The organism is Sphingomonas kyeonggiensis (assembly GCF_030812785.1).
Taxonomy (GTDB): domain Bacteria; phylum Pseudomonadota; class Alphaproteobacteria; order Sphingomonadales; family Sphingomonadaceae; genus Sphingomonas; species Sphingomonas kyeonggiensis_B.
In genome coordinates, this window is record NZ_JAUSTJ010000003.1 from 32,193 (window position 1) to 55,611 (window position 23,419).

Below are 23,419 nucleotides of genomic sequence, written 5' to 3' on the forward strand. Positions count from 1 at the left end.
TCCCGGGTGGGAGACGGGAACGTGGTCGCCGCGCCGGTCATCTAGGGCGGGGCGGCGACCGGATCAAGGCGGGGTCAGTCGATCGCCTCGATGCCCTGCGCCTTCAGCCGCGCGAGCGCGTCCTTCATGTGCTGCAGCTGCTCGGGCGCATGGCCCTGCCATTGCTCGACCTCGCCGGTGACGCGCAGCGGTTCGCGCGAGCGGTAGGAGAGGGTGGGATTGCCCGGGAATTTCTGGTCGGTGAGGTTGGGATCGTCGGCGAACTCGCCGGTCGGCTCGACGATGTAGATCCGCTCGCGGCCTTCGCCCTGGGCCAGCTCCGCACCCCAGATCGCGGCTTCGAGCGTGCCGGCGAAATAGACCCAGGGATTGGCTTTGCGCGCGCCATAGTTGGAAGCGTAGCCCGCTGCGATCAGGTCGCCGGGGCGAAGGTCCGCGCGGGTGCCGTGATAATAGATCATGTGCCGTTGCTCCTCGTCTGCGAATCGAGGGCAGCCATATGCAACAGGGACCCCGGCTTGCCGCAATCCCGGTTCCGGGTTAGACAATGATAGTGGGAAGAGGCCGCGACGACTCGCTGGCGCCCCGCACTTCCAATTCCAGAGCGTGATCCGGACAGTTCCGTCCCTCATTCCGTCATCCCCGCGCAGGCGGGGATCCAGAGCCACGAACCGGGCGCGTGCGGTTTGCTCGGGCTGGGCCGGTGACGGTGTGCTCGATGGCCCCGTCCGTCCTCGCGCTACCCTGGATCCCCGCCTGCGCGGGGATGACGAGGGGGAAGCGGAGATGCGGGAGGAATAAGTCGCTCCACTCCCGGCTTTCGCCGGGGAACAGGGCATTCCTGTGCGGCGCGAGCTACTTCTTCAGGATATCCAGCGCCGCCGCGGTCATCGCCTCGGTCGCGGTGCCGACCACGGCCTCGGCATCGGGCGCCCAATAGGCGCTGTGGAGCGAGGGCAGGGGCTTCTTGCCATTGTCCGACGCCGCCCATTTGTCGGCCGGTACTCCGCCGACCCAGAAGATCAGGCTCTGGATCGAATTGTCGGCGAGCCAGTAGCGGCTGAAATCCTCGCCGCCCATCACCGCCTTGGTCTCGACCACCCGGTCCTTGCCGAAGCGCGCCGTCCACAGCGCCTTCATCCGGTCGGTGATCGGCTGGGTGTTGAAAGTGGCGGGGGTGAAATTGTCGCGGACCTTGACCTCGGGCATCCGGTCGTCGGGCACGCCCGCGGCGATCGCCTCGCCCCTGGCGATGCGGGCGATGCCGTCGAGCAGCAGCTTGCGCACCTCGGGCTTGAAGCTGCGCACGGTGAGCAGCATCGTCACGTCACTGCCGATGATGTTGTGGGTCGAGCCGCCCTTGATCATGCCGACGGTGACCACCGCGGCTTCCTGCGGATCGACTTCGCGGCTGACCAGGGTCTGCAGCGCGCCGACGATGCGGGCGGCGAGGACGATCGGGTCCTTGGTGGTCTGCGGATAGGCGCCGTGCCCGCCGACGCCCTTCACGGTGATGTCGACCGAATCGACATTGGCGAGCGCATAGCCGGGGGTGACGCCGATCTGGCCGGCGGGGGCCCCGGCGCTGTCGTGGAAGGCGAGGGCGAATTGCGGCTTGGGGAAGCGGGTGAACAGCCCGTCGTCGAGCATCGCCCGGGCACCGAGCCCGCGCTCCTCGGCCGGCTGGGCGATCATCACCACGGTGCCGTGCCATTTCGCCTTCATCGCCGCGAGGTTGCGCAGCGTGCCGATCCAGCTCGCCATGTGGGTGTCGTGCCCGCAGGCGTGCATCACGCCGCTCTCGATCCCGTCGTCATTGGTGGTGCGGACCTTGGAGGCGAAGGGCAGGCCGGTCGCCTCGGTCACCGGCAGGCCGTCCATGTCGGCGCGGATGAGGAGGACCGGGCCGGGGCCGTTCTCGAGCACCGCGACGACCCCGGTGCCGCCGACCTTCTCGGTGACCTTGTAGCCGGCCTTGCGCGCTTCCTCGGCAAGCTTGGCGGCGGTCTTCACCTCATGCGTGCTGAGCTCGGGATTGGCGTGGAAGTCGCGGTAGAATTCCATGAGCTGGGGAAGCGCGGCCTGGGTCGCGTCGTGTACCGGATCGGCGATGGAAGGCGTGGTGAAAGTCATCGCAGTGGCGAGAAGAAGCGACCGGAGCATATGGTTCCCCCTGATGGAGGCGCGAATGTCGCTTGGGGATGGGGGCGTGTCAAACCTCTGGCTCGCCTGAGGCGAGGCCCCCTCCACCACGCGCTGCGCGCGCGGTCCCCCTCCCCCGCTTCGCGAGGGAGGAACTTTCCAGTATGTTGGCGTTCGCACATTCCTCCCTCGCTCCGCAGGAGCGGGGGAGGGGGACCGCCGCCGAAGGCGGTGGTGGAGGGGGCGAATGAAGCTCAAGGGCTGGTCGGGCGGCAGGCCGTATGCGCGCAAGCTTCGACGCGAAATGACGCTGCCCGAAGTCCTGCTGTGGCAGGAACTGCGCAGGGAGCCGGGCGGCTGGTACTTTCGCCGACAGCACCGGGCGGGGCCGTATTTCCTCGACTTCTACTGCGCCAGGGCGAGGCTATGTGTCGAGGTGGATGGGGAGATTCATGGCCGGGGCGACCAACCGGCGCGGGATGCGGCCAGGGACGCATGGCTGGTGGAGCGTGGCGTGTGCGTGTTGCGAGTGCCTGCGGTCGAGGTGCTGCGGGATCTGGACGCGGTGTTGCGGCACATTCTCGACGTGGTGTCCGGCCGATAGGCCCCCTCCACCACGCGCTGCGCGCGCGGTCCCCCTCCCCCGCTTCGCGAGGGAGGAATTTTAGGCCGGGGTGAGTTCGATGATGTCGAGTTTGGATTCGAAACCGGGATAGGGGAGGACAAGCCGCCAGCGGTTTTCGTCGATGCGCTCGATATAGCCGATCATGTCGCGCTTGCGATCGACGCCGTACCGCAGCGGCGCGGTCTCGTCGCCGAGGACCATGACGCCGATGAACATCGCCCGCGCATCGGTGTTCATGTAGATCAGCCCGTCGGGGCGCTGCTGGCCGTCGAGCCGGACGAAATGCGTCTCCTTGCCCTGCACGGTGATCCGGCACTGGCCGGCGGGATAGGCCGTGAAATATTGCGTGATCGGCTGCTGCGAGCCGAGTTTCACCGTGCGGCAGCGATAATCGCCCGCCGGGGGCAGGGCATGGGCGAGCGCGACGTCGGGATCGAACAGCTTGGGATCCGCCGCGATCGCCGCGGGCGACGCCGCCTTTGCCGGCGCGAGACCGTCGTCCCAGGCACGGCGCCACTGGCGGATGCGATCGGCATCCGCCTCGGACATCACCTTGCGCCAGCTCCAGCCGGCGGGCGGGCGCGTGGCGGTGGCGTCGCGATAGACGCTGCAGCCGGTGGTGAGGCCGATCGCGAACAATGCCGCGGCGGCGGGGATCCCCTTCATGCCTCTTCCCTTCTTCAGGCGCCAAGCCGCCTTAGGCGGCGGTCCAGCCGCCGTCGATCGAGTAATTGGCACCGGTAATCTGTGCCGCCTCGTCCCGGCAAAGGAAAAGCACCAGCGCGGCGACCTGTTCCGACGTGACGAACTGCTTGGTCGGCTGTGCATCGAGCAGCACGTCGTTGATCACCTGCTCGCGGGTGAGGCCGCGCGCCTTCATCGTGTCAGGGATCTGGTTCTCGACCAGCGGGGTCCAGACATAGCCCGGCGAGACGCAGTTGACGGTGACGCCATAGGTGGCGACTTCGAGCGCGATCGTCTTGGTGAGGCCGGCAATGGCATGCTTGGCCATCACGTACGCGCTCTTGTTCGGGCTGGCGACGAGGCTGTGCGCCGAGGCGGTGGAGATGATCCGGCCCCATTTCTGCGCCTTCATGAACGGCACCGCGGCGCGCGTCATGTGCCAGGCCGAGGACTGGTTGATCGCGATGATCGCGTCGTACTTCTCGACCGGGAAATCCTCGATCGGCGCGACGTGCTGGATGCCGGCATTGTTGATGATGATGTGCGGCCCGCCCAGCTCGTCATGGCAGCGCCGGACCATCGCATCGATCTGGTCCGGCTTGGTCATGTCGGCAGCGTCATAGAGCGCCCTGGCGCCGCTGGTCGCCTCGAGCGCGGCGCGCTCCTTCTCGATCGCCGCGGCATCGCCGAAGCCGTTGATCATCACGCTCGCGCCCTCGGCGGCCAGCGCCTTGGCATAGGCCAGGCCGATGCCCGAGGTGGAACCGGTGATGATGGCGGACTTGCCCTTGAGGAACATGGGGGACTCCTTTTCTTGCCTGTCGTCACCCCCGCGAAAGCGGGGACCCATCTCCCGGACGCGCAGCAATCACGACGGACGTGCTTGCGGATGTCGTAGGAGATGGGCCCCCGCTTTCGCGGGGGTGACGGCTGAAGGGGGTGGAAATGGCTCGCGTCATTTCTGGGTGAGATCGAAGGCGGCGGTGTGGCCGTCGAGGATGTTGCGGGCGACGATCTGGGCGTTCGCCATGGTCTCGGCCACCGCCATGCGGCCGGCCTGCCAATGCTCGTGCATCGAGCGCGCCGAGAATTCGAAGTCGCGGGCGCCGCCTTCCCAGGCATTGGCGCGGTAGATCAGCTGGACGAGGCTGACCGGAAATTCGGAGACGCGGGCGCGGACCGCCTGGACGTCGGGATCGTCCATCAGCTCGGGCGGCAGCTTGTCGAGCAGGCGGCAGACCATCTGCCGTTCCTGGCGCAGCCGCATCCGCTCGTCCGAGACGCTGCGGGTGCGGCTGGAGAAGCGGATCTCCTTCTCGCGCGCGATGACGTCGGTCATCGTGCGGGGCAGCTCGTCGGCGGCGGGGAACAGGTCGATCTGGAAGATCAGGGTCTCGGCGTCCTGCCGGTCGAGGACATGGGTGAGCGGGGTGTTGGAGACGAGGCCGCCGTCCCAATACCAGCAGCCGTCGATCTCGACCGGGGGCAGGCCGGGCGGCAGGGCGCCCGAGGCCATGATGTGGCGCGCGTCGAGCTTCTCGTCGCGGGTGTCGAAATAGCGGAAATTGCCGCTCTGGATGTCGACCGCGCCGACCGAGAGGCGGACCGGGCCGTTGTTGAGCAGGTCCCAGTCGACCAGCCGGTCGAGCGTCTCGCGCAGGGGCGAGGTGTCGTAGAAGCTCAGCGCCTCGGGCGTGCCGGGAAGTGCGAAGGCCGGGGGCAGCAGACGCGGGCGGAAGAAGCCGGGGACGCCGCCGAGCATGACCAGGCCGGCCGCCCATTCATGGCTGAGCTCGCGCGCGGCATCGTGCAGCGGCAGCGAGAAATCGGGGAGCGCGGCGGTGGCGTCCTCCCAGAAGGTGCGGATCGCAGCCAGCCGCTTCTCGGGCGGGTTGCCGGCGAAGAGCGCGGCGTTGACCGCGCCGATCGAGATTCCGGCGACCCAGTCGACCTCGATGCCGGCGGTGTGGAGCTCCTCGATCACGCCGGCCTGATAGGCGCCGAGCGCGCCGCCGCCCTGGAGGACCAATGCGACCGTATCCGGCAGCGGCAGGCCGGGGGCTTGGCGGCGGGGACGTGACTCGGCGTCTGCCATGCCGGTGCTGTGGCCGAAAGCCGGGGCCGAGGGAAGTGCACATTTTGGTATGGCTTGTACGTGCAACGCAACGCCAGTTCGGGCATTGTTGCGATGGCTAAATAAAGAGGATCGCCATGCGGCTCGACGATATCGACCCTACCGACAATGCCGACGACCTGGGGAGCGGCGGTGGCGGCGGCGGTGGTGGCTTCGGGCTGCTCGGGCTGCTGCCCCTGCTGCTCGGTCGCGGCATGGGCTGCGGCAGCATCGCGATCATCGGCCTGATCGCCATCGCCTGGTTCGCGATGGGCGGTGGCGGCGGGCTGCTGAGCGGCGGCGGCGGGAGCGCGGGCACCGGCCAGTCGCCGACCGCGGGCAAGAGCGGACGGCAGGTATGCACCGGCGAACGGCTCGAATCGTGCCGGGTGATGAAGCTCGCCGACACCACCTGGGAGACGATCTTCCGCGAGGCGGGGCAAAGCTACCGGCCGGCGCGGATCCGCTTCTACCAGGGCAATGTCGATTCGGGCTGCGGCGCGGCGAGCTCGGCGGTGGGGCCGTTCTACTGCCCGGCGGACAATGGCGTGTATCTCGACACCAGCTTCTTCCAGGAGCTGGAGCAGCGCTTCGGTGCCAAGGGCGACTTCGCCCGCGACTATGTGATCGCCCACGAGATGGGCCACCATATCCAGAACCTGCTCGGCACCTCGGACAAGGTGTCGCGGCTGCAGGCGCGGGCGAACCAGGCCGAGGGCAATGCGCTGTCGGTGCGGCTCGAGCTGCAGGCGGACTGCTTCGCCGGGGTCTGGGCGGCGCGCAACAAGGACCGGATCGAGCCGGGCGACATCGAGGAAGGCATGACCGCGGCCAATGCGATCGGCGACGATACGCTCCAGCGCCAGATGCAGGGCACGGTGGTGCCCGAGAGCTTCACCCACGGCACCTCGGCGCAGCGGACGAAGTGGCTGAAGAAGGGGCTGGACAGCGGCGACCCCGGCCAGTGCGACACCTTCTCGGGCGCTATCTGAGGCGGATGGGCGCTAGTCGATGCGCACCGGCCGGGAGCGCTTCGACACGCCATTCTCGTCGAACGCCTCGACCGCGACCCAATAGCCGACCCCGGCATTGAGCGCGCGCAGGTCGAGCGCCGTGCCCTGATCGGCCCAGCGCTGATAGGTCAGTGACAGCCGGTCTGGGCGCACGCCCCACAGGATATTGTAGCCGACGGCCCCCCTGACCGGCTTCCAGGTCACGCGCGCGTTGCGGACGTCGCTGTCGCGCTTCGCCGTCACGCCGGCGGGCGTGGCAGGCGCCTTGCCGTCTGCATTGCCGAACACGCGCAGGTCGCTGATCGCGAGGTTGGCGCCGCCGACATGGCCATGGACATAGCGGACGAAGCGCGCCCGCACCGGCGCCGGCAGCTGGAAATAGGCGTTTGGCCGGTCGCGGCGCGGCGCCTCGGTCTTCGCGAGCGGGCTCCAGCTCCTGCCGTCGAGCGAGGATTGCAGCGCGAACTCGGTATAGATGTCGGGCGCGTCGCCGAAGCGGCCGGCCTTGTAGTCGGCGAAGTTGACCTGCACCGCGCGCAGCGTCCTGGCGCCGCCCAGATCGACGGTCAGCGTCTCGCCCGGCTTGTTCTGGCCCGCCACCCAGAAGGTCCGCGGGTTCTCGTCGGTCGCGCGGCCGGCCGCGAACTCGCCGGAGGTCGAGGAAGCCACCGCCGCCTTCTTGTACGAAAGCAGCATCCAGCCGGTGAACAGGCTCTCCGGATCCTCGACCTTGCCGGTCGGGGCGTAGTGGGGGAAGTCGCCGAAGCGGGTCGAGACCGCCATCTGCCCGTCTGCCCAGAACCGTGCCGGCCACATGCCGATGCGCCGCTCGAAGGTCCAGTTGTGGCCGATCCACGGCGTGCCGGTGTTCCACCAATTGCCGTGGACGTCCTCGAAGGTGGAGCCGTGCCCCGCGCCCTGGACGAAACCGCCGGGCTTGTAGGCGACCGGGTTCCACGGCGCGTACTCGAACGGCCCCAGTGGCTTGTCCGAGACATAGGTGCCGTTGGCATAGGCGTTATATTCGGTGCCCGGCGCGCCGTACTGGAGGAAGTAGCGGCCACCCACCTTCGTCATCCAGGCGCCTTCCATGAAGGGCTTGATCGGCGTGCCGTCGGGCAGGGTGCCCGAATGGTCCTGGCCGAAGCGCTCCCAGCCATGCTGCTCGGGATGCAGCGCCAGCATCGGCCTGGGTTTGCCCTTGTAGGCCAGCTTGCCGTCCTCGAACGCGATCTCGATCCCGTAGAGCGGGAAGACGTTGGACGAGCCCCAGTAGAGGTACCATTTGCCGTCATCGTCCTTGAACAGCGCGGGGTCCCAGGGGCCGGGCGGGACCTTGTCCTCGCCGGGGGCGGGGACATGGCCCTCGCCGACCGAATCGACCAGTTCGGGCATGCGCCGCACGAAGAAGTCGAGCTTGCCGCTGTCGGGATCGCTGGTCGACAGGATCGATTCCGCCCGGGTCATCGAGGGCTGGATCAGGATGCGCTCGCCATCGCTCCACACCGCGGGCGCGACGATCGAGTTGAACGGCCAGCGGCTGGGCGTGACGAAGGTCCAGTGGACCAGGTCGCTCGACGACCAGTAACCGTCCGCCAGCGTCTGGAAGAGATAATATTTGCCCTTGAAGGTGACGACCGCCGGGTCGGCACCGGTGCGGTAGGAGACGCCCTGGTTCACCTGCTCGAAATTGTAGCGATAGTCGATGTCGATCGGGTTGGCATAGGTCTGGCGCGTCTCCTGCGCCTGTGCGGTGCCGAGGGCGAGCAGGCCGGCGCCAAGCGAGAACAGGATACGCATCTATCTTCCCCGGAATGAAAAGGGGGAGGGGAGCCTGCCGGCTCGCCTCCCCCGAAAGTGACCGTTCGAACCCGGCTTAGAACTTGTAGCCCAGGCGGAACTGGATGCGCCGTGGCAGCGTCAGCGTGTTGGCGCCGATCCGGCCCGGATCGAGCGGATCGGTCGCGCTGAAGAAGCCGTCGAAATCCTTGAAGTTCTTGTTGTTGAACAGGTTCAGGACGTCGACCGCGGCCTCGAGATTGTCCCTGCCGAGGATCTTGAAGTCCTTGGCGAGCGAGACGTTGACCTCGCAGAAGGCGAACAGGCCCTCGATGCAGTTCTTCTCCGGATAGGCCGTGGTGAACCGCAGCGCGCCGGTGTCGAAGCCCTTGGTCGCATCGGTCACCTGATAGCCCGCGCCGCTGCTCAGCGTGGTGAGCGTCGAGAAGCGGAAGCCGAACGGCAGGTCGACCATGCCCGAGATCACGATCCGGTGACGCTCGTCGCCGGCCTTGGGACGCCAGCCGTAATTGTCCGGCGTCAGGCCGTCGAGGCTGAACAGGTCGTTGCCGTTCTGCTCCGCCTTGGAGAGCGTATAGGCGATGTTCAGGCCCCAGCCCGAGGACTTGGTGTAGTTCTTGTCGAGGGTGAAATAGAGCGCCTTGTAGCGCGTATCGAGCCCGTCATAGCCGATGATCACATTGGCATAGCCGAACGGGATCACCGGCGCGGTGTTGCAGCAATTGCCGAGGCCATTGTTCTGCCGCGTCGCGAACAGGTTGGTATAGCCGTTGCGGCCGCGCTGGTACGAGCCGGTGATCGAGGCTTCGAACACGCCGATGCGCTGGCGCACGCCGAGGCTGAACTGGTCGTTCACCGGGGGCTTGGCGTTGTTCTTGACCGCGAACAGCTCGGGCAGGCCGGCGCCCTGGGCGCTGGCGACCAGCGCGAGCAGGCCTTCGCGGGTCGCGTAGGACGGGTTCCACACGATGGTGGGCAGGCCCGAACGCGGCAGGCCGTTGCGCGAGAAGCGGAACACGCCGATCGGGTTGATCGTGCGCGACAGCTCGTCGACCGTGTTGTTGAAGTTGTTGCGGTCGTAATAGCGGCCCGCGCCGCCGAAGATCACTGTCGAGCGATCGCCCTTGATATCCCAGGAGAAGCCGAAGCGCGGTGCGATCGCGCCGCCGAACGGCTTACGCTGGCTACCGTCGGTGATGTAGTTCTCGGGGTCGAAGTAGAAGGTCTTCGGCAGCGCGCGCAGCGCGGCCGCGGCGGCGGCCGGCGTGCGGTAATGGTTGTTGAAGCCGTTGGTCTCGTAATCCCAGCGCACGCCCAGATTGAGCTGGAGCCGGCTGGTGACGTTCCAGTCGTCCTGCAGATAGAGGCCGACCTGGGTGTTCGACGCGTTGATCTTGCCGCTGCCCAGGCCCAGCCGCGCCTCGGCCGGGATGGAGAAGTCGGTGTCGTCGCTCGGGTCGAGCGGCGTGCCGGCATCGTCGATGCGGTAGGTGTAGCGCGGCTGGATATAGGCGTTGTTGTCGAACTGGATGTCGGTCACCTCGACGCGCCCGCCGAACTTGATCGCATGCCCGTCGAACCCGGTGAAGGTGAAGTCGTTGCGCAGCGTGTAGCTGCTCTGCGTCTCGTTGCGGGTCGAATCCTTGCCGCCGAACAGGATCACGCTGGCATAGTCGTACGACGGCAGCTCGGGGTGCAGCGAGGTCGGGTTGAAGTTGTAGTTCAGATAGCTGGCGTTGAATTCATTGGTGAAATTGTCGCCGTTATATGCCCATTTGAACAGGTAGGTATCGACCTTGTTCTTCTTGTTCTCGGCATTCTCATAGGCGGTATTGCCTTCGAAGCCCTGGATGTCGGTTTCCTGGCGGCGGCTGAACGACAGGTCGAAGGTCTGGCGATCGTCCGGCGTCAGGGTCAGCTTGCCGAAATAGAAGTCGCCGCGGAACGGGCTGACGAACGCGCCTTCGAACTCACTCAGCTTGCGGCCCGAATATTGCTCGAACTGCTGGATCGCCGCGGCCGAGCCGGTGCTGTCGACATTCTTCGAGCGGTTCTGGTCGTTGCCTTCATAGGCGGCGAAGAAGAACAGCCGGTCCTTGATGATCGGGCCGCCGAGCGAAATGCCATATTGCTTGCGCTCGAACGGGGGCTCCGCGCGGTTGTTGCGCTTGTCGAGGTACGACTTCTCGCTCAGACCCTTGTCGGTGTACTGGCCGAAGATCTCGCCGTGGAACTCGTTGGTGCCCGACTTGGTGAGCGCCGTGACGATCGCCGCACCGGCCTGCTCATACTCGGCCTTGTAGTTCTGGGTGAGGACGCGGAATTCCTGCACGGCGAGCTGGCCGAACGGGTTGCCGCGGCTGTTCTGCTGGCCGGCGATGCCGCCTTCGCGCAGCTGGTTCTTCAGGCTGACGCCATCGACGAAGACATTGACCTGGCTGGCGGTCGAAGCGCCGGAGGTGAAGCCCTTGTCGGTCTCGCTGTCGTTGTACTTCACGCCCGGGGCGAGCGCGACGAACGACAGGAAGTTGCGGTCGGTCTGCGGCAGGCGCTGAATCTGCGTCACGCTGACATTGGTCGCGACTTCGCTGGTACGCACTTCGCGGGCACGGGTGCCGGTGACGACGATCTGCCCCTCGGGCACCGCCGCGGCTGCACCGCCGATGGTCAGGTCGAGCGTGGCGGACTGGCCGATGGCGACCACCACGAGCTGGCTGGTCGTCTCGGTGCCTGCGGTCGCGGTGACTTCATATTCGCCGGGGCGCAGGCCGGTCAGCTGATAGGCGCCGCCGGCATCGGTGGTGGCGCGCCAGGTCTGGTTGGTCGCGGTGCTGCGCGCGGTGATCTGCGCGCTTGCGGCGGCGCTGCCGTCGGCACCGGTCACCTGGCCGTTCAGGCTGGCGGTGCTCACCTGTGCCGATGCCATGGTCGGCACCAGCACGGCGCCAGCCGCGAAAACGGTCGCGGCGGCCATCGCCGTCGCCGAGATGCCGCGCGTCAGGACGCCACGCTTCGAATTGGAAATCGCCATTCATTCCTCCCCAGCCCAAGGCTGTAATCGGTTACAAGCTCGGGTCTGCATTGTTCTTGTTTTCGTTCGCAGACAGAAACGTCCCCTGGAACCGGTTACATGTAACTGTCAATCCCATGTTTGCGTCAGCGTTGTCGGAGGCGAGTTTTGCTGCGCTGCGATGTGTCCCGCATGCAACACTCGTCCCCGGCTGGCGCGATCGACCGGTCATCGGGAGTCCCTCTTGCGGCGCAGGCGGGGTGTTCCCCATATCGGCGCCATGAGCGAAACAAACGCGTGGCACGGCACGACGATCCTCTCCGTGCGCAAATCCGGCAAAGTGGTGATTGCAGGTGACGGACAGGTGTCCGCGGGCAACACCGTGATGAAGCCCAACGCCCGCAAGGTGCGACCGCTGGGCGATGGCAAGGTGATCGCGGGCTTTGCCGGCGCCACGGCCGATGCCTTCACCCTGTTCGAGCGGCTCGAGGCCAAGCTGGAGCGCCACAACGGCCAGCTGCTCCGTGCCGCGGTCGAGCTCGCCAAGGACTGGCGGACCGACAAGTATCTCCGCAACCTCGAGGCGATGCTGATCGTCGCCGACGCCGAAGTGACGCTGGTGGTCACCGGCAATGGCGATGTGCTGGAGCCCGAGGGCGGCGTGGCGGCGATCGGATCGGGCGGCAATTTCGCCCTGGCCGCAGCGCGGGCGCTGGTCGATTACGAGAGCGATCCGGAGAAGATCGCACGGGCTGCGATGAAGATCGCGGGCGAGCTGTGCGTCTACACCAACGATCGCCTGACGGTGGAAGTGCTGGACAGCGCGAACTGACCCCTGCATCGGCGGCGGCATGAAGTTCCGCATGGAGTATGACGCCGCCCGCAACCGCATCCTGGTCGAGATCCGCGATTTCTGGACGGTCGAGACGGTCCAGGCCTTCGCCGCGGCGGCCGGTGCCAAGGCGCAGGAAGTGCGCGCGATCCGCAGCGACTATGACGTGCTGATCGATTCGCGCGCCTTGCCGGTCCAGGCCAACGACGTCGCCGACCTGCTGCCGAGCATCGCCGAGGCGGGGCTGACGCTCACCTCGGGCCGTGCGGCTTCGGTGGTGGGCAGCGCGCTGAACAAGCTCCAGGCCGAGCGCACCCAGACGCATCCACGGATGCGGATCTTCATGACGATGGAAGAGGCGGAGGGTTGGTTGGGGGAAGCCCGCTAGCCCTCACCCTTCCTCATATCCCTCATCCCTTGCTCCCCACTCGTCATCCCGGCGAAAGCCGGGATCTCGTGCGGCTCTTGTCCCGCGTCGTCGCCTGAGATCCCGGCTTTCGCCGGGATGACGGATTTGGCGTGGGGCGGATTGGCGCTGTTAGACGGATTTGACGGCGGCATGACGGATTGGTGCCCATGAGCCCAGTTCATGCCTCTCCCAAGCAAATCGAGGTTGAGCCGGGGCCGGCGGCGCCTAGGCTGGGCCGATGCAGATCGCCCGCCGCCCGCTGATCGCCTCCGCCGCTGCGATGGCGCTGCCCGCCTGCTCGGCGACCAAGGCCCGGCCGCGGCTTGCCGGCCCAGCGCGCTGCCTGCCGGCCGTCAACGTCTCGCCTGCCCGGGTCATCCGCACCGTCGCCGGGTTGCGCCCCTATCGCCCCTCCGGCTTCGTCGTCCGCGGCGAGACGCTGGGCGACAAGCGGCTCGTCCATAATTACGGCCATGGCGGCTCGGGCATCACCCTGAGCTGGGGCACTTCGCGCCTCGCGCTCGACCTGGGGCTGCCCGGGCATGGCGGTCCGGTCGCGGTGCTCGGTTCGGGGATCGTCGGGCTCACCACCGCGCGGCTCCTCCAGGAGGCGGGGTTCGCGGTGACCCTCTACGCCGCCCAGCTGCCGCCCCACACCACCTCGAACATCGCGGGCGGGCAGTGGCACCCGGCCGGCCTCTACACCGACGGCATGGTCACGCCCGCCTGGCTCGGCCAGCTCAAGGCGGCGATGGACTATAGCTGGCGCCGCTTCCAGATCATGACCGGCGAGGAATATGGCATACGCTGGCTGCCCACCTATCTGCAGCTGCGCGACGACCCGGCTGAGGATAACACCGAGCCCGATCCCGAGAATGCCTATGAGGTCGATCCCGAGAATGCCTATGAGGTCGATCCCGCCATCCTCGGCCCCGGCGAGCATCCCTTTCCCGTCCGCCGCGTCCGCCGCTTTTCGACCATGTATGCCGAGACCGGCCATCTGCTTCGCCAGCTGATGCGTGACGTCCAGCTGGCCGGCGGGAAGTTCGTCGTACGCGGCTTCGATACGCCCGCCGATGTCGCCGCGTTGCCGGAGCGCCTGGTCTTCAACTGCACCGGGCTCGGCGCGGGCAAGCTGTTCGGCGACACCGAGATCGAGCCGGTGCGCGGCCAGCTCGCCGTGCTGCTCCCGCAGCCCGAGGTGGAATATGCCTTTGCCGGCCGGATGGGCTATATGTTCCCGCGTGCCGACGGCATCATCTGCGGCGGCACCTTCGAGCATGGCGAATGGGACCCGACGCCCCAGCCCGACCGGATCGCCACGATCCTCGAGCGCCACCGGGCCTTCTTCGCGGACATGAGCTGCACGGCTTGAAGCGGCGGGGCCGGCCCCCAACATCGGGGTTCGAAACGAACCAGAGAACCCATTTCCCCAAATGAACGAGAATCTGACGCCCAAGGCGATCGTCGCCGCCCTCGACGCGCACATCATCGGCCAGAAGGACGCCAAGCGCGCCGTGTCGGTGGCGCTGCGCAACCGCTGGCGCCGCCAGCAGCTCTCCGCCGACCTGCGGGACGAGGTCACGCCCAAGAACATCCTGATGATCGGGCCGACCGGCTGCGGCAAGACCGAGATCAGCCGCCGACTCGCCAAGCTCGCCGACGCGCCCTTCGTGAAGGTGGAGGCGACCAAGTTCACCGAGGTCGGCTATGTCGGCCGCGACGTCGAGCAGATCGCCCGCGACCTGGTCGAGGAATCGATCCGGCTCGAGAAGGAGCGCCGCCGCGCTGCGGTGAAGGACAAGGCCGAGGAGGCGGCGATGGGCCGCCTGCTCGATGCGCTGACCGGCAAGGATTCGTCCACCGCCACGCGCGAGGCGTTCAGGCAGCGCTTCCATGAGGGCTCGCTGGACACGAGCGAGATCGAGATCGAGGTCGAGCAGGCCTCGCCGGCGCCGTTCGAAATCCCCGGCGCGCCGATGCAGATGATCAACCTCGGCGAGATGATGAAGGGCCTGGGCGGCGCGCCGCTCAAGCGCCGCAAGCTCAACGTCCGCGCCGCCTGGGAGAAGCTCGTCGAGGAAGAGGCCGACAAGCGCCTCGACCAGGACGAGGTCAGCCGCGTCGCGCTGGCGGATGCGGAGGCGAACGGCATCGTCTTCCTCGACGAGATCGACAAGATCGCGGTGAGCGACGTGCGCGGCGGTTCGGTCAGCCGCGAAGGCGTGCAGCGCGACCTGCTGCCGCTGATCGAGGGCACCACGGTCGCCACCAAATACGGCCCGATGAAGACCGATCATATCCTCTTCATCGCCTCGGGCGCCTTCCACGTCGCCAAGCCGAGCGACCTGCTTCCCGAACTCCAGGGCCGGCTGCCGATCCGCGTCGAGCTGAAGGGGCTGACCGAGGAGGACTTCGTTGCGATCCTCAGCGACACCAAGGCGAGCCTGGTGCAGCAATATGCGGCGCTGCTCGGCACCGAGGGCGTGAAGATCGACTTCACCGACACCGGCATCCGCGCGGTGGCGCGCATCGCCGCCGAGGTGAATGCCGAGGTCGAGAATATCGGCGCCCGCCGGCTCCAGACGGTGATGGAGAAGCTGCTCGAGGACATCAGCTTCGGCGCCGAGGACCGCAAGGGCGAGACGCTGGTGATCGACGGCGAATATGTCGACAAGCAGCTGGCCGCGGTGGCGCGGAACACGGATTTGAGCCGCTACGTGCTGTAGTTCTGTAAATTCCTCCCTCGCGAAGCGGGGAAGGATTTCTAGTTCACTTCGCCTTCTCGTAGGGCGTGAACTTGCCGAACATGCAATAGGTGCTCGGGATGGTCGATCCCGGATCGAGCACGCGGAAGCGGTCGTTCCGGCAGAGCTGCGATCCGTGCACCTCCACGATCAGCGTGGTGTAGGGCCGCAGTCCCGGGCAGCTGCTGCCCAGGTCGTTGCGCCATACCGTCCTGCCCAGCGGCTTGTAGACGATCGTCTGGTTGTCGATGATCTGCGGGCTGTCCGAATCGGTCACCGAGATGCAGTCGCGCGGGGTGCCGGCGACGCGGCCGTCCAGCACCGCGGCAAGATCCTTCTGCGCCTCGGCCGCCTGCGAGGCCTGGATTTCGCTGCTCGCGGCACAGCCTGCCAGGGCCAGTGCTGCAGGGACGACAAGGGCAAGGCTGCGCATCGTCGCGTTCCTCACTTGCTATAGGGCACGAAGGGGCCGAGCGCGCAGGCGCCGGTCAGCATCCCGCCGATGCGCGCACGGGTCTGCACGCGGTCGCCCCGGCACATCCGGCCCGAGGTGCTGGTGATGACCGGCAGGTCGCCGCGCGAGAGGCCGGGGCAGGTGCCGACCAAGTCGCTGCGCCACACCTTGTTGCGCCCGCCGACGAACAGGATGGTGCGGGCATAGCCCTGGGTCTCGGCGAACCGGTCGCGCGGCAGGCAGTTCTGCGGCTTGCCCGGAGTCAGGCTGGCGAGGCGCTTGGCGATCTTGGCGTCGTCGCCGCGATTGGCGCCGCGCTGGGGTGCGGCATTGGCGGTGCAGGCGAGGACAAGGATCAAGGCGGCGGGAATGGCGAAGCGGACCATGTTCATTCTCCTGTCGCCCCCGACGGTGCGACTATAGCGCGCGATCGTTCAAAAGACATCCTTGGCCGCACGCCGTTCGGCGAGCTGCTCGGCAGTTTCCGCGCGCAGGAAGGGATTGGTCGCCAGCTCGAGTGCGATCGTCGTCGGCACCGTTGCCTCGCCCGTCGCGCGGGCCAGGTTCACCGCGTCCATCCGTTCGCGGATGGCCGTATTGTCCGGCTCGGCGACCAGCGCATAGCGGCCGTTCGACTGAGTATATTCATGCGCGCAATAGACCGCGGTCTCGCCCGGCAGCTTCGCCAGACGCTGCATGTTGGCGAACATCTGTGCCGCCGTCCCCTCGAACAGCCGGCCGCAGCCCATCGCGAACAGCGTGTCGCCGACGAAGATCGCCGAGTCCTCGGCGAAATGATAGGCGATGTGACCGGCAGTATGCGCCGGCACCTCGAGCACCGTCGCGACGCGGTCGCCGATGCGCACCGTGTCGCCTTCGCCGACCGGCCGGTCGGCCGTGGGGATCTTCGCCGCCTCGGCCGCGGGAGCGATCACCGTGGCGCCGGTGCGCGCCTTGATCGCGGCATTGCCGCCGGTGTGATCGGGATGCCAGTGCGTGTTCCAGATCGCGCTGATTGTCCAGCCACGCTCATCGGCTTCCTCGAGCACCGGCTCCGCCTGGGCGGGATCGACCACGATCGTCTCGCCCGAGGCGGGATCATGGACGAGCCAGATATAGTTGTCGCTGAGGGCGGGGATGCGGACGATCTGGAGCATGAACCCAGATTAGGAGCGCGCATGCCCATGCGCCAGTGCCACGCTGTCCGATCGTTCCTTGCGGATACGCGCATAGCCGGCGCGAAGGCGGATCGGCTGGCAGCCGGCAAGATCGGCGGCTTTGGCGGCGATGCACACCGGCGCGCCGGGTCCGACATGCTTGAAATGCCGCATCTCGCCGACCTGGAGCACCGCCCGGCGCGGCGTCACCCCGCGGAAATCGATCTGACAGGTTTTGCCGGTCGAGGCGATGCACTTGGCGCTGGTGAAGCCGCCCGCGGCATCGACGTCGAACGCCACGTCGACGCTTACCCGGTCAGGATCATGGCATGCGGTCAACGCGAGAAAGGAAAGCAGAATACGCAGCCGCATATATGCGCAGGCCCTGAAGTGTGTTATTTGAATAATACGGTCAGGCGCGCTTGGATGCAAGCGCGCCGGCCAGCTGCCGGACCAGCGCTTCCGCCCCGGTTGGCCGTACCCGTGCCACGCCCGTTCCCGCCCAGAGCGGCGAATAATCGCCCCGGCCATCGGCCTCCGCATGCGTACGCAGCGGCGCCAGCGCGTTGGAGCCATAGGGAAAGGCGGGGACCTCGTCGCGGATCGCTCCCAGGTCGCGCATCAGCCGGTTCTCGATCCCCTGCGCCTCGCGGCCGGAGAAGAGGTTGGTGAAACGGGTCGCCACCTCGGTGCCGAGCAACGCGCGGAAAGGCGCCGAGATGCTGCTCTCCGGGGTGGCGAGAAAGGCGGTGCCGAGCTGGACGGCGCTTGCGCCCGCAGACAGAGCGCGGGCGATATCCGGGCCGTCGATGATCCCGCCGGCGGCGATCACCGGCACGGGGATCTTCTCGGCGAGCAGCTTGGCCAGTTGGGTGGGGTTGTGCCGGTCACCAAGGAACCAGCCCGAATGTCCGCCCGCCTCGGCGCCCTGCGCGATCACCGCATCTACGCCGCGCCGGGCGAGCCAGTGCATCTCTTCGGCCGTGGTCGCGTTGCCGAACACCAGCGCGCCGGTGCCCCGTACCCGCGCGAGCAGCGATTCCTCGGGCAGGCCGAAATGGAAGCTGACGATCTCGGGCCGCACCCTTTCGACCGCTTCGCAGAGTGCCGCGTCGAACGGCCGGCGCAGCGGCGGCGGCGGGCCGGGCTGCACGCCCTCCTCGGCATAATAGGGGGCGAGCAGGGCCCGCCAGGCGCTTTCGTCCGGGGTGGGCTCAGGCAGATGGTGGCAGAAGAAATTGAGGTTGAGCGGCCCCCGGACGGCGGCCCGCACTTCGGCGACCTGGCCGGCGAGCTGCTCGGGCGTCAGCATCGCGCAGGGGAGCGAGCCCACCGCGCCGCCCCGGATCGCCGCGATCGCCAGCTTCGGGCCGCCGGCACCCGCCATGGGCGCCTGCACGATCGGGGCCGAGGCCCCGAGCGCTTCGAGGAATCCTACCACTCGCCTGTATTGGGCATCGATGCCCAAGGCTCGGCCGGGGCTAGCGGTTCGCCCGCCTGGAGCAGCTCGATCGAGATGTTGTCGGGGGTGCGTACGAACGCCATGTGGCCGTCGCGCGGCGGGCGGTTGATCGTCACGCCGCCGTCGCGCAGGCGCTGGCAGGTCTCGTAGATATTGTCGACGCGGTAGGCGAGGTGCCCGAAATTGCGCCCGCCGCTATAGGTCTCGGCGGGGCTGCCGTCCTCGGCCGGCCAGTTCCAGGTCAGCTCTACCTCGGCATCGGCGCGCTTGCCCTCGCCCTTGCTGTCCTCGTCGGCGGCGAGGAAGATCAGCGAGAACCGCCCCTTCTCGCTGTCCATCCGCCGGACCTGCTTGAGGCCGAGCAACTCGAAAAAGGCGATGGTGGCGTCGGGATCCGTCACGCGGATCATCGTGTGGAGATAGCGCATGGGCGGCGAGATAGGGAGCGCCGGCGGCGAGCGCCACCCCTACCAAAGCCCCTCCCTGGAAGGGAGGGGTCGGGGTGGGTGGAGTGCTCGCGATATGGGATGGCCGGGCGATCTGGCATCCGTATTGCCCGGACGGGACCCACCCCTCGATCCCCTCCCTTTCAGGGAGGGGAAGCAAAGCCCTATTTCTCCGTCGCGGAGAATTGTTCGAGCGCCTTGCGGGCGGCAGTCGCGATGCCCGTGCCAGGGGCCAGCTCGATCGCGCGGGTCCAGGCGGTGCGCGCGTCGGCCTCGTTGCCGCTCGCCGCGGCGATATTGCCCGCCTCGAGCTGGACCGAGGGATCGTCGCCCGACAGCTTCAGCGCCTGGGTGATGTCGTTCGCCGCGCGCGGCAGGTCGCTCGCGCGCCGTGCCAGCGTTGCCGAGAGCAGCCAGGCGAGCGGGTCCTTGTCGGCATAGGTCAGCGCCTTGTCGATGTCGCTGCGCGCGGTGTCCATGTCGCCGAGCGCGACCATCGCCCGTGCCCGGTCGAGATGCGCCTCGCCCAGGTCGAGCCCGGCCAGCGCGCCGGTGGCCAGCGCCGCGTCGATTGCCGCGCGGCCCTTGGCGGGCTCGCCCGCAGCGATCCAGGCATTGCCGGCCGAGGCCCAATAATTGGGCGCGCGGGGATCCTTGCCGGTCTCCGCCTCGCGCGCAGCGTCCTCGAACGCACCTGCCGCCGCGGCCCATTTGCCCTGATTGGCATAGGCGACGCCCAGACATTGCCGCGCCAGCACGCCGCCGCCCTCGGATCGCCACTGCACCGCATCGGCGATCGCCTTGGCAGGATCGCCGGTCGCCAGGTCCATGCACTGGGTGAAGCGCGGCGGCTCCTTGCCCGGTGCGGCCGGTGCGGCAGCGGCCGGGGCGGGAACGGTCTGGAGGGCGAGGATCAGGAACGGGAGCATAGGGCGAGCACTTCCTCGAGCGCGCGCACGATCAGGGCGAGGTCCTGTTCGCGCGAGAAACGATGTTCCGCGTCCTTGACCAGCAGAGTCTGCACCATGTCTGAACGGATCGCCGCGGCCAGGCGCGGGGCGTGCTCCCAGGGCACTTCCTTGTCCTTCTGGCCATGGAGCAGCCGCACCGGCCCGCCCCAGGCGATCGGCTGGACCAGCACGCGGTTCGCCTCGCCCGAAGCCCAGAAGGCGCGGGTGGTGACGGTGGGCGTGTCGCCATAGTCGTTGGGCTGCTCGATCCGGCCGTTCTGGAGCAGCGCCAGCTTCTGCTCCATGGTGAAGCCCCAGTCGGTGAAGTCGGGCGCCGCGGCGATGCCGATCATGCCGGCGACCATTTCCGGCCGTGCCTTGGCGATCATCGCCATGATCCAGCCGCCCATCGACGAGCCGACCAGCACCACCGGGCCCTGTACGACCGTGTCGATCATCCGCAGGGCATCGTCACGCCAGGTCGCGAGCGTCTCGTCCTCGAAATTGCCTTCGCTCTCGCCGCAGCCCGAATAATCGAAGCGCAGGAAGGCGCGGCCATTCGCCCTGGCCCATGCCTCCAGGTGCAGGGCCTTGGTACCATTCATGTCCGAGGCATAGCCGCACAGGAACAATACCGTCGGGCCGGCGCCCGGCGTATGGCGATAGGCGAGGGCGGGGCGCGGCGGCGCCTCGGGGGCGGCGGTCTCGGGCGTGTCGGTCATGCCCGAGCCTTAGCCATTCCGTCCGCCCGGCGGAAGCCGGAGCTAGGCCAGCCAGCCACCGGTGAAGCCGGCCAGCTTCAGGCCCTTCCGGATCGGCGCGCAGGACCGCATCCGCTTCCAGACGAAATCGCTGCGATAGTTCGCCGCCTGGAGGAGGATCGGGCCCTGGTCGATGCCGATATAGTCGGTGTCGTACCAGCCCCTGGCCGGATCGACGCGGCCGTTGCTCAGCTTCCTGTCGGTCCAGCGGAAGCTCGGGTTGAACGAATCGAAGAAGCCGTATTTGCCGTAGAGCAGGTCGCCATGCTCGCGGCGCATCGCCTCGGCGGCGGGGATGACGATCTCCGGCGCGAAGGGCAGCGCGCCGAGCGCGGCGGTGGGGGCGAGGGTGCCGTCGTCGCGGCCGTCGGGCTGTCCGAGCGGACCACGCGCCGAATAGCTGAAGAACTCGGTCGGCTTGCCCTTGAACGTAATCTTGAAGTCGCCCGGGCCGTCACAGGCGGTGAGGCCCCATATGTCCTTCGACCAGCCGTCCCAGCCCTGGGGGTTGGCGATGCAATAGGCGCGGGCGGCATAGGTGGCGCGGCGGCTGTTCTCGAAATAGTCCATGCCGGCCTCGCGCATCACTGCGTCGCGGATGCCGCGGAAGTCGATCCATATCTGGCTGTACTGGTGGCCGAACAGCGGGGCGAAGGCGATGTGGCGGGTTTGGCCCTCGCCGCGCCACGAATGCGGATAGGTGGCGGTCCACACGTCCCAGCTGTCGGCGGGCAACGCGTGCACCGGCGCGCCCAGGCCGAGGATGTAGACGAACATCCCTTCGTTATAGCCGGTCCAGCTGCTCGGGATCAGGCCGCGCTCGGGGTGCCAGCCCATCGACACGGGCTTGCGGCCGTCGGCGCGGAAGAAATTCCAGTCGGCCCGGGCATAGAGCTTCTGCGCCAGGTCGCGGATCTCGCGCTCCTTCGCATCCGCCCGGTCATAATATTGCCCGGCGAACAGCACGCCCATCAGCAGCAGGGTGGTGTCGACGCTCGAGAGCTCGGTCTTCCCGAAGCGCTCGCCGCTGATCATGTCGATGAAGTGGTAGAAGAAGCCGGCATGGCCGATCCTGCCGCTCGGCTCGGGCCCCTGCGGCGCCTCCCAGAAGAAGCGCAGCGTGGTGAGGGTGAGGTCGCGCGCCTCGGCCCGGGTGATCCAGCCGCGCTCGACGCCGACCGGATAGGCCGTGAGCGCGAAGCCGACCGAGGCGATCGAGCAGAAGCTGGGCGAGGGGTAGCGATCGGGGACGAGGCCGTTGTCGCGCCGCGCCGTCTCCCAGAACCAGCGGAAGGTACGGTATTCGATATCCTCGTAGAAGGGCGGCAGCGTGCGGACCGCGGTGCCCTTGTCCCGCGATTGCGCCGCGGCCGCACCGGGAAGCGCCGAAGCGGCAAGCAGCAGCGAAGACCGCGAAAGGAGCGCGCGCCGGTCGATCATGTCCAAGGCCTCATACATGAGAGAAAGCGAAGCGGTTCCACCCCCGGCATCGAAAAATTGGGGGCGGCACGCGCGGCGCCGCCCCCGAGGCGGGGTGTACCCGAAGCAGGCGGAGCCTTGGAACCGGTTACAGTCCAGAGCCAAAAAGAAACGGAGCCGCGGTCACGCATGCGCGGCTCCGTCCTGGTGAGCGGCACGCGGCGCCGTGGTGGCGCGCATCACCAGTTCGGGGGTGAAGGTCTCGCTGTCGCGCTTGAGGTCCTTGCCTTCGAGCAGGTCGATCAGCCGGGCGACGGCGCAGGCGCCCATCTCGGCGATGTTCACCCGGACCGTGCTGAGCGAGAGATAGCGGGCGAGAGGCACGTCGTCGAAGCCGGCCACGGCGATCTGCTCGGGCACGGCGGTGCCGGCGCTGCGCAGCGTGTGGAGGCAGCCGATCGCCATCATGTCGTTGGCGGCGAACACCGCGTCGGTGAGCGTGCCGCTCGCCAGGATCTCGCGTGCGGCGGCCTCGCCGGCCTCCTCGTTGAAGTCGCCGGCGATGATGCGCGGGGGCAAGGCATGGCGGGCGCAGGCGGCGAGATAGCCCTCGGCGCGCTGGGCGGCGTCGAGATTGCCCTCGGGACCGGCGATATGGACGATGTGGCGATAGCCATTGGCGACGAGATGCTCGACCATCGCCTCGGCACCCGCGCGATTGTCGAAGCGCAGCGCCGGGCGGCCGGCGAGCTCGGCATGGCTGTTGAGCAGCACCGAAGGGATCGCCGGCGGCAGGGCGTGCTCGAGCGTCTCGGGCGCGATGTGCGGGGCCATGACCAGCAGCCCGTCGACCCGGCCGCGCATCGCGCGCAGCGCCACCGCCGCCTGCTCGCTGTCGTCATGCATGTTGGAGAGCAGCAGGAGGTAGCCGCGGCGGCTGGCTTCCCGGTCCATGCCGCGCACGCATTCGGAGAAGAACTCGCCGTGCAGGTCGGGCAGGACGACGCCGATCGCATGGGCGCGGGCGAGGCTGAGGCTGCGCGCGCCGGCATGGGGGACATAGCCGAGCTCGTTCGCCGCCTTGATCACCTTGTCGCGGGTTTCGGCGCGGACATTGTCGAGGCCGTTCAGGGCGCGCGACACCGACGCGACCGAAACCTCGGCGCGGCGTGCGACATCGCGGATGGTGGCCTCGCCCATTTCTTCCCTTCTCCCCCGGTCCCCGGACATGGGAACGCATGTTTCCTGCGTTTCAGACCGCTTCGGCGATTGCAATACAAGCCGTGTCCGAGTTATGTAACCGGTTACGGTTCGCCGCGACAAGCAAAAAAGTTTCGTGGTGGACATCTGTAAGACAATGCTCGCGGGTGGTTGGCCGCGGCGTGTTCAGGAGAG

23 protein-coding genes are annotated in these 23,419 nt (G+C 67.8%); 6 read left to right on the forward strand and 17 right to left on the reverse strand.

The window, feature by feature from the left end; all coding sequences use genetic code 11:
• Positions 1 to 74 precede the first annotated feature (74 nt).
• Positions 75 to 461 (reverse strand): NAD(+)--rifampin ADP-ribosyltransferase, encoded by a 387-nt coding sequence (gene arr, locus J2W22_RS17960; protein ID WP_307119647.1) that lies wholly within the window; start codon positions 459 to 461, stop codon positions 75 to 77.
• 394 nt (positions 462 to 855) lie between these two features.
• Positions 856 to 2,163, reverse strand: coding sequence for an amidohydrolase (locus J2W22_RS17965; protein WP_307119648.1), 1,308 nt, complete (start codon positions 2,161 to 2,163; stop codon positions 856 to 858).
• 226 nt (positions 2,164 to 2,389) lie between these two features.
• Between J2W22_RS17965 and J2W22_RS17970 the strand changes: the two genes are divergently transcribed.
• On the forward strand, positions 2,390 to 2,746 hold the full coding sequence (locus tag J2W22_RS17970) for an endonuclease domain-containing protein (RefSeq protein ID WP_307119649.1): 357 nt from the start codon (positions 2,390 to 2,392) through the stop codon (positions 2,744 to 2,746).
• Between the two features lie 60 nt (positions 2,747 to 2,806).
• Here J2W22_RS17970 and J2W22_RS17975 read toward each other — a convergent pair whose 3' ends face one another.
• The 3 genes from J2W22_RS17975 to J2W22_RS17985 all read right to left on the reverse strand — a co-directional run bounded on the left by J2W22_RS17975 (position 2,807) and on the right by J2W22_RS17985 (position 5,546).
• On the reverse strand, positions 2,807 to 3,433 hold the full coding sequence (locus tag J2W22_RS17975) for a DUF4893 domain-containing protein (RefSeq protein WP_307119650.1): 627 nt from the start codon (positions 3,431 to 3,433) through the stop codon (positions 2,807 to 2,809).
• Between the two features lie 31 nt (positions 3,434 to 3,464).
• On the reverse strand, positions 3,465 to 4,250 hold the full coding sequence (locus tag J2W22_RS17980; RefSeq protein ID WP_307119651.1) for a 3-hydroxybutyrate dehydrogenase: 786 nt from the start codon (positions 4,248 to 4,250) through the stop codon (positions 3,465 to 3,467).
• A gap of 156 nt (positions 4,251 to 4,406) precedes the next feature.
• Entirely contained in the window at positions 4,407 to 5,546 is a 1,140-nt protein-coding gene (locus J2W22_RS17985; protein ID WP_307119652.1) for a patatin-like phospholipase family protein, read from the reverse strand.
• Between the two features lie 116 nt (positions 5,547 to 5,662).
• On the opposite strand from J2W22_RS17985, the gene ypfJ reads away from it, so the two are divergent.
• On the forward strand, positions 5,663 to 6,556 hold the full coding sequence (gene ypfJ / locus J2W22_RS17990; RefSeq protein WP_307119653.1) for a KPN_02809 family neutral zinc metallopeptidase: 894 nt from the start codon (positions 5,663 to 5,665) through the stop codon (positions 6,554 to 6,556).
• Between the two features lie 12 nt (positions 6,557 to 6,568).
• On the opposite strand, the gene J2W22_RS17995 is transcribed toward ypfJ, so the two are convergent.
• Together J2W22_RS17995 and J2W22_RS18000 are read right to left on the reverse strand one after the other, a co-directional pair.
• A complete protein-coding gene (locus J2W22_RS17995; protein WP_307119654.1) occupies positions 6,569 to 8,377 on the reverse strand; it encodes a family 43 glycosylhydrolase in 1,809 nt (602 codons plus the stop codon).
• Between the two features lie 76 nt (positions 8,378 to 8,453).
• Positions 8,454 to 11,408 carry a TonB-dependent receptor gene (locus J2W22_RS18000; protein ID WP_307119655.1) on the reverse strand — a complete coding sequence of 985 codons (2,955 nt, stop codon included), beginning with the start codon at positions 11,406 to 11,408 and terminating at the stop codon, positions 8,454 to 8,456.
• Between the two features lie 259 nt (positions 11,409 to 11,667).
• Between J2W22_RS18000 and hslV the strand changes: the two genes are divergently transcribed.
• The 4 genes from hslV to hslU all read left to right on the forward strand — a co-directional run bounded on the left by hslV (position 11,668) and on the right by hslU (position 15,357).
• Positions 11,668 to 12,219, forward strand: coding sequence for an ATP-dependent protease subunit HslV (hslV, locus tag J2W22_RS18005; RefSeq protein WP_307119656.1), 552 nt, complete (start codon positions 11,668 to 11,670; stop codon positions 12,217 to 12,219).
• Between the two features lie 19 nt (positions 12,220 to 12,238).
• Complete coding sequence (locus tag J2W22_RS18010; protein ID WP_307119657.1) at positions 12,239 to 12,607, forward strand: hypothetical protein; 369 nt, start codon at positions 12,239 to 12,241, stop codon at positions 12,605 to 12,607.
• A 259-nt stretch (positions 12,608 to 12,866) separates the two neighbouring features.
• Positions 12,867 to 14,003 carry an FAD-dependent oxidoreductase gene (locus J2W22_RS18015; protein ID WP_307119658.1) on the forward strand — a complete coding sequence of 379 codons (1,137 nt, stop codon included), beginning with the start codon at positions 12,867 to 12,869 and terminating at the stop codon, positions 14,001 to 14,003.
• 61 nt (positions 14,004 to 14,064) lie between these two features.
• Complete coding sequence (hslU, locus tag J2W22_RS18020; RefSeq protein ID WP_307119659.1) at positions 14,065 to 15,357, forward strand: ATP-dependent protease ATPase subunit HslU; 1,293 nt, start codon at positions 14,065 to 14,067, stop codon at positions 15,355 to 15,357.
• A 43-nt stretch (positions 15,358 to 15,400) separates the two neighbouring features.
• Here the strand turns inward: hslU and J2W22_RS18025 are convergent, their stop codons facing one another.
• From J2W22_RS18025 to J2W22_RS18070, 10 genes are all read right to left on the reverse strand, one after another.
• Positions 15,401 to 15,808: a DUF6491 family protein gene (locus J2W22_RS18025; protein ID WP_307119660.1), complete on the reverse strand. Its 408-nt coding sequence runs from the start codon at positions 15,806 to 15,808 to the stop codon at positions 15,401 to 15,403.
• A gap of 11 nt (positions 15,809 to 15,819) precedes the next feature.
• On the reverse strand, positions 15,820 to 16,215 hold the full coding sequence (locus tag J2W22_RS18030; protein ID WP_307119661.1) for a hypothetical protein: 396 nt from the start codon (positions 16,213 to 16,215) through the stop codon (positions 15,820 to 15,822).
• A 48-nt stretch (positions 16,216 to 16,263) separates the two neighbouring features.
• Positions 16,264 to 16,986 carry a hydroxyacylglutathione hydrolase gene (gene gloB / locus J2W22_RS18035; RefSeq protein ID WP_307119662.1) on the reverse strand — a complete coding sequence of 241 codons (723 nt, stop codon included), beginning with the start codon at positions 16,984 to 16,986 and terminating at the stop codon, positions 16,264 to 16,266.
• A 9-nt stretch (positions 16,987 to 16,995) separates the two neighbouring features.
• On the reverse strand, positions 16,996 to 17,286 hold the full coding sequence (locus J2W22_RS18040; protein ID WP_307119663.1) for a hypothetical protein: 291 nt from the start codon (positions 17,284 to 17,286) through the stop codon (positions 16,996 to 16,998).
• A gap of 112 nt (positions 17,287 to 17,398) precedes the next feature.
• Positions 17,399 to 18,427, reverse strand: a complete 1,029-nt coding sequence (locus J2W22_RS18045) for an NAD(P)H-dependent flavin oxidoreductase (protein ID WP_307119664.1) — start codon at positions 18,425 to 18,427, stop codon at positions 17,399 to 17,401.
• Complete coding sequence (locus J2W22_RS18050) at positions 18,421 to 18,876, reverse strand: VOC family protein (RefSeq protein WP_307119665.1); 456 nt, start codon at positions 18,874 to 18,876, stop codon at positions 18,421 to 18,423. Before J2W22_RS18050 ends, J2W22_RS18045 begins: the two co-directional genes overlap by 7 nt.
• Positions 18,877 to 19,058: 182 nt before the next feature.
• Positions 19,059 to 19,823 (reverse strand): tetratricopeptide repeat protein, encoded by a 765-nt coding sequence (locus J2W22_RS18055; protein WP_307119666.1) that lies wholly within the window; start codon positions 19,821 to 19,823, stop codon positions 19,059 to 19,061.
• Positions 19,808 to 20,566, reverse strand: coding sequence for an alpha/beta hydrolase (locus J2W22_RS18060; RefSeq protein ID WP_307119667.1), 759 nt, complete (start codon positions 20,564 to 20,566; stop codon positions 19,808 to 19,810). Before J2W22_RS18060 ends, J2W22_RS18055 begins: the two co-directional genes overlap by 16 nt.
• A gap of 42 nt (positions 20,567 to 20,608) precedes the next feature.
• Entirely contained in the window at positions 20,609 to 22,045 is a 1,437-nt protein-coding gene (locus J2W22_RS18065; RefSeq protein ID WP_307119668.1) for a glucoamylase family protein, read from the reverse strand.
• Between the two features lie 162 nt (positions 22,046 to 22,207).
• Entirely contained in the window at positions 22,208 to 23,224 is a 1,017-nt protein-coding gene (locus tag J2W22_RS18070; protein ID WP_307119669.1) for a LacI family DNA-binding transcriptional regulator, read from the reverse strand.
• Between the last annotated feature and the right edge of the window lie 195 nt (positions 23,225 to 23,419).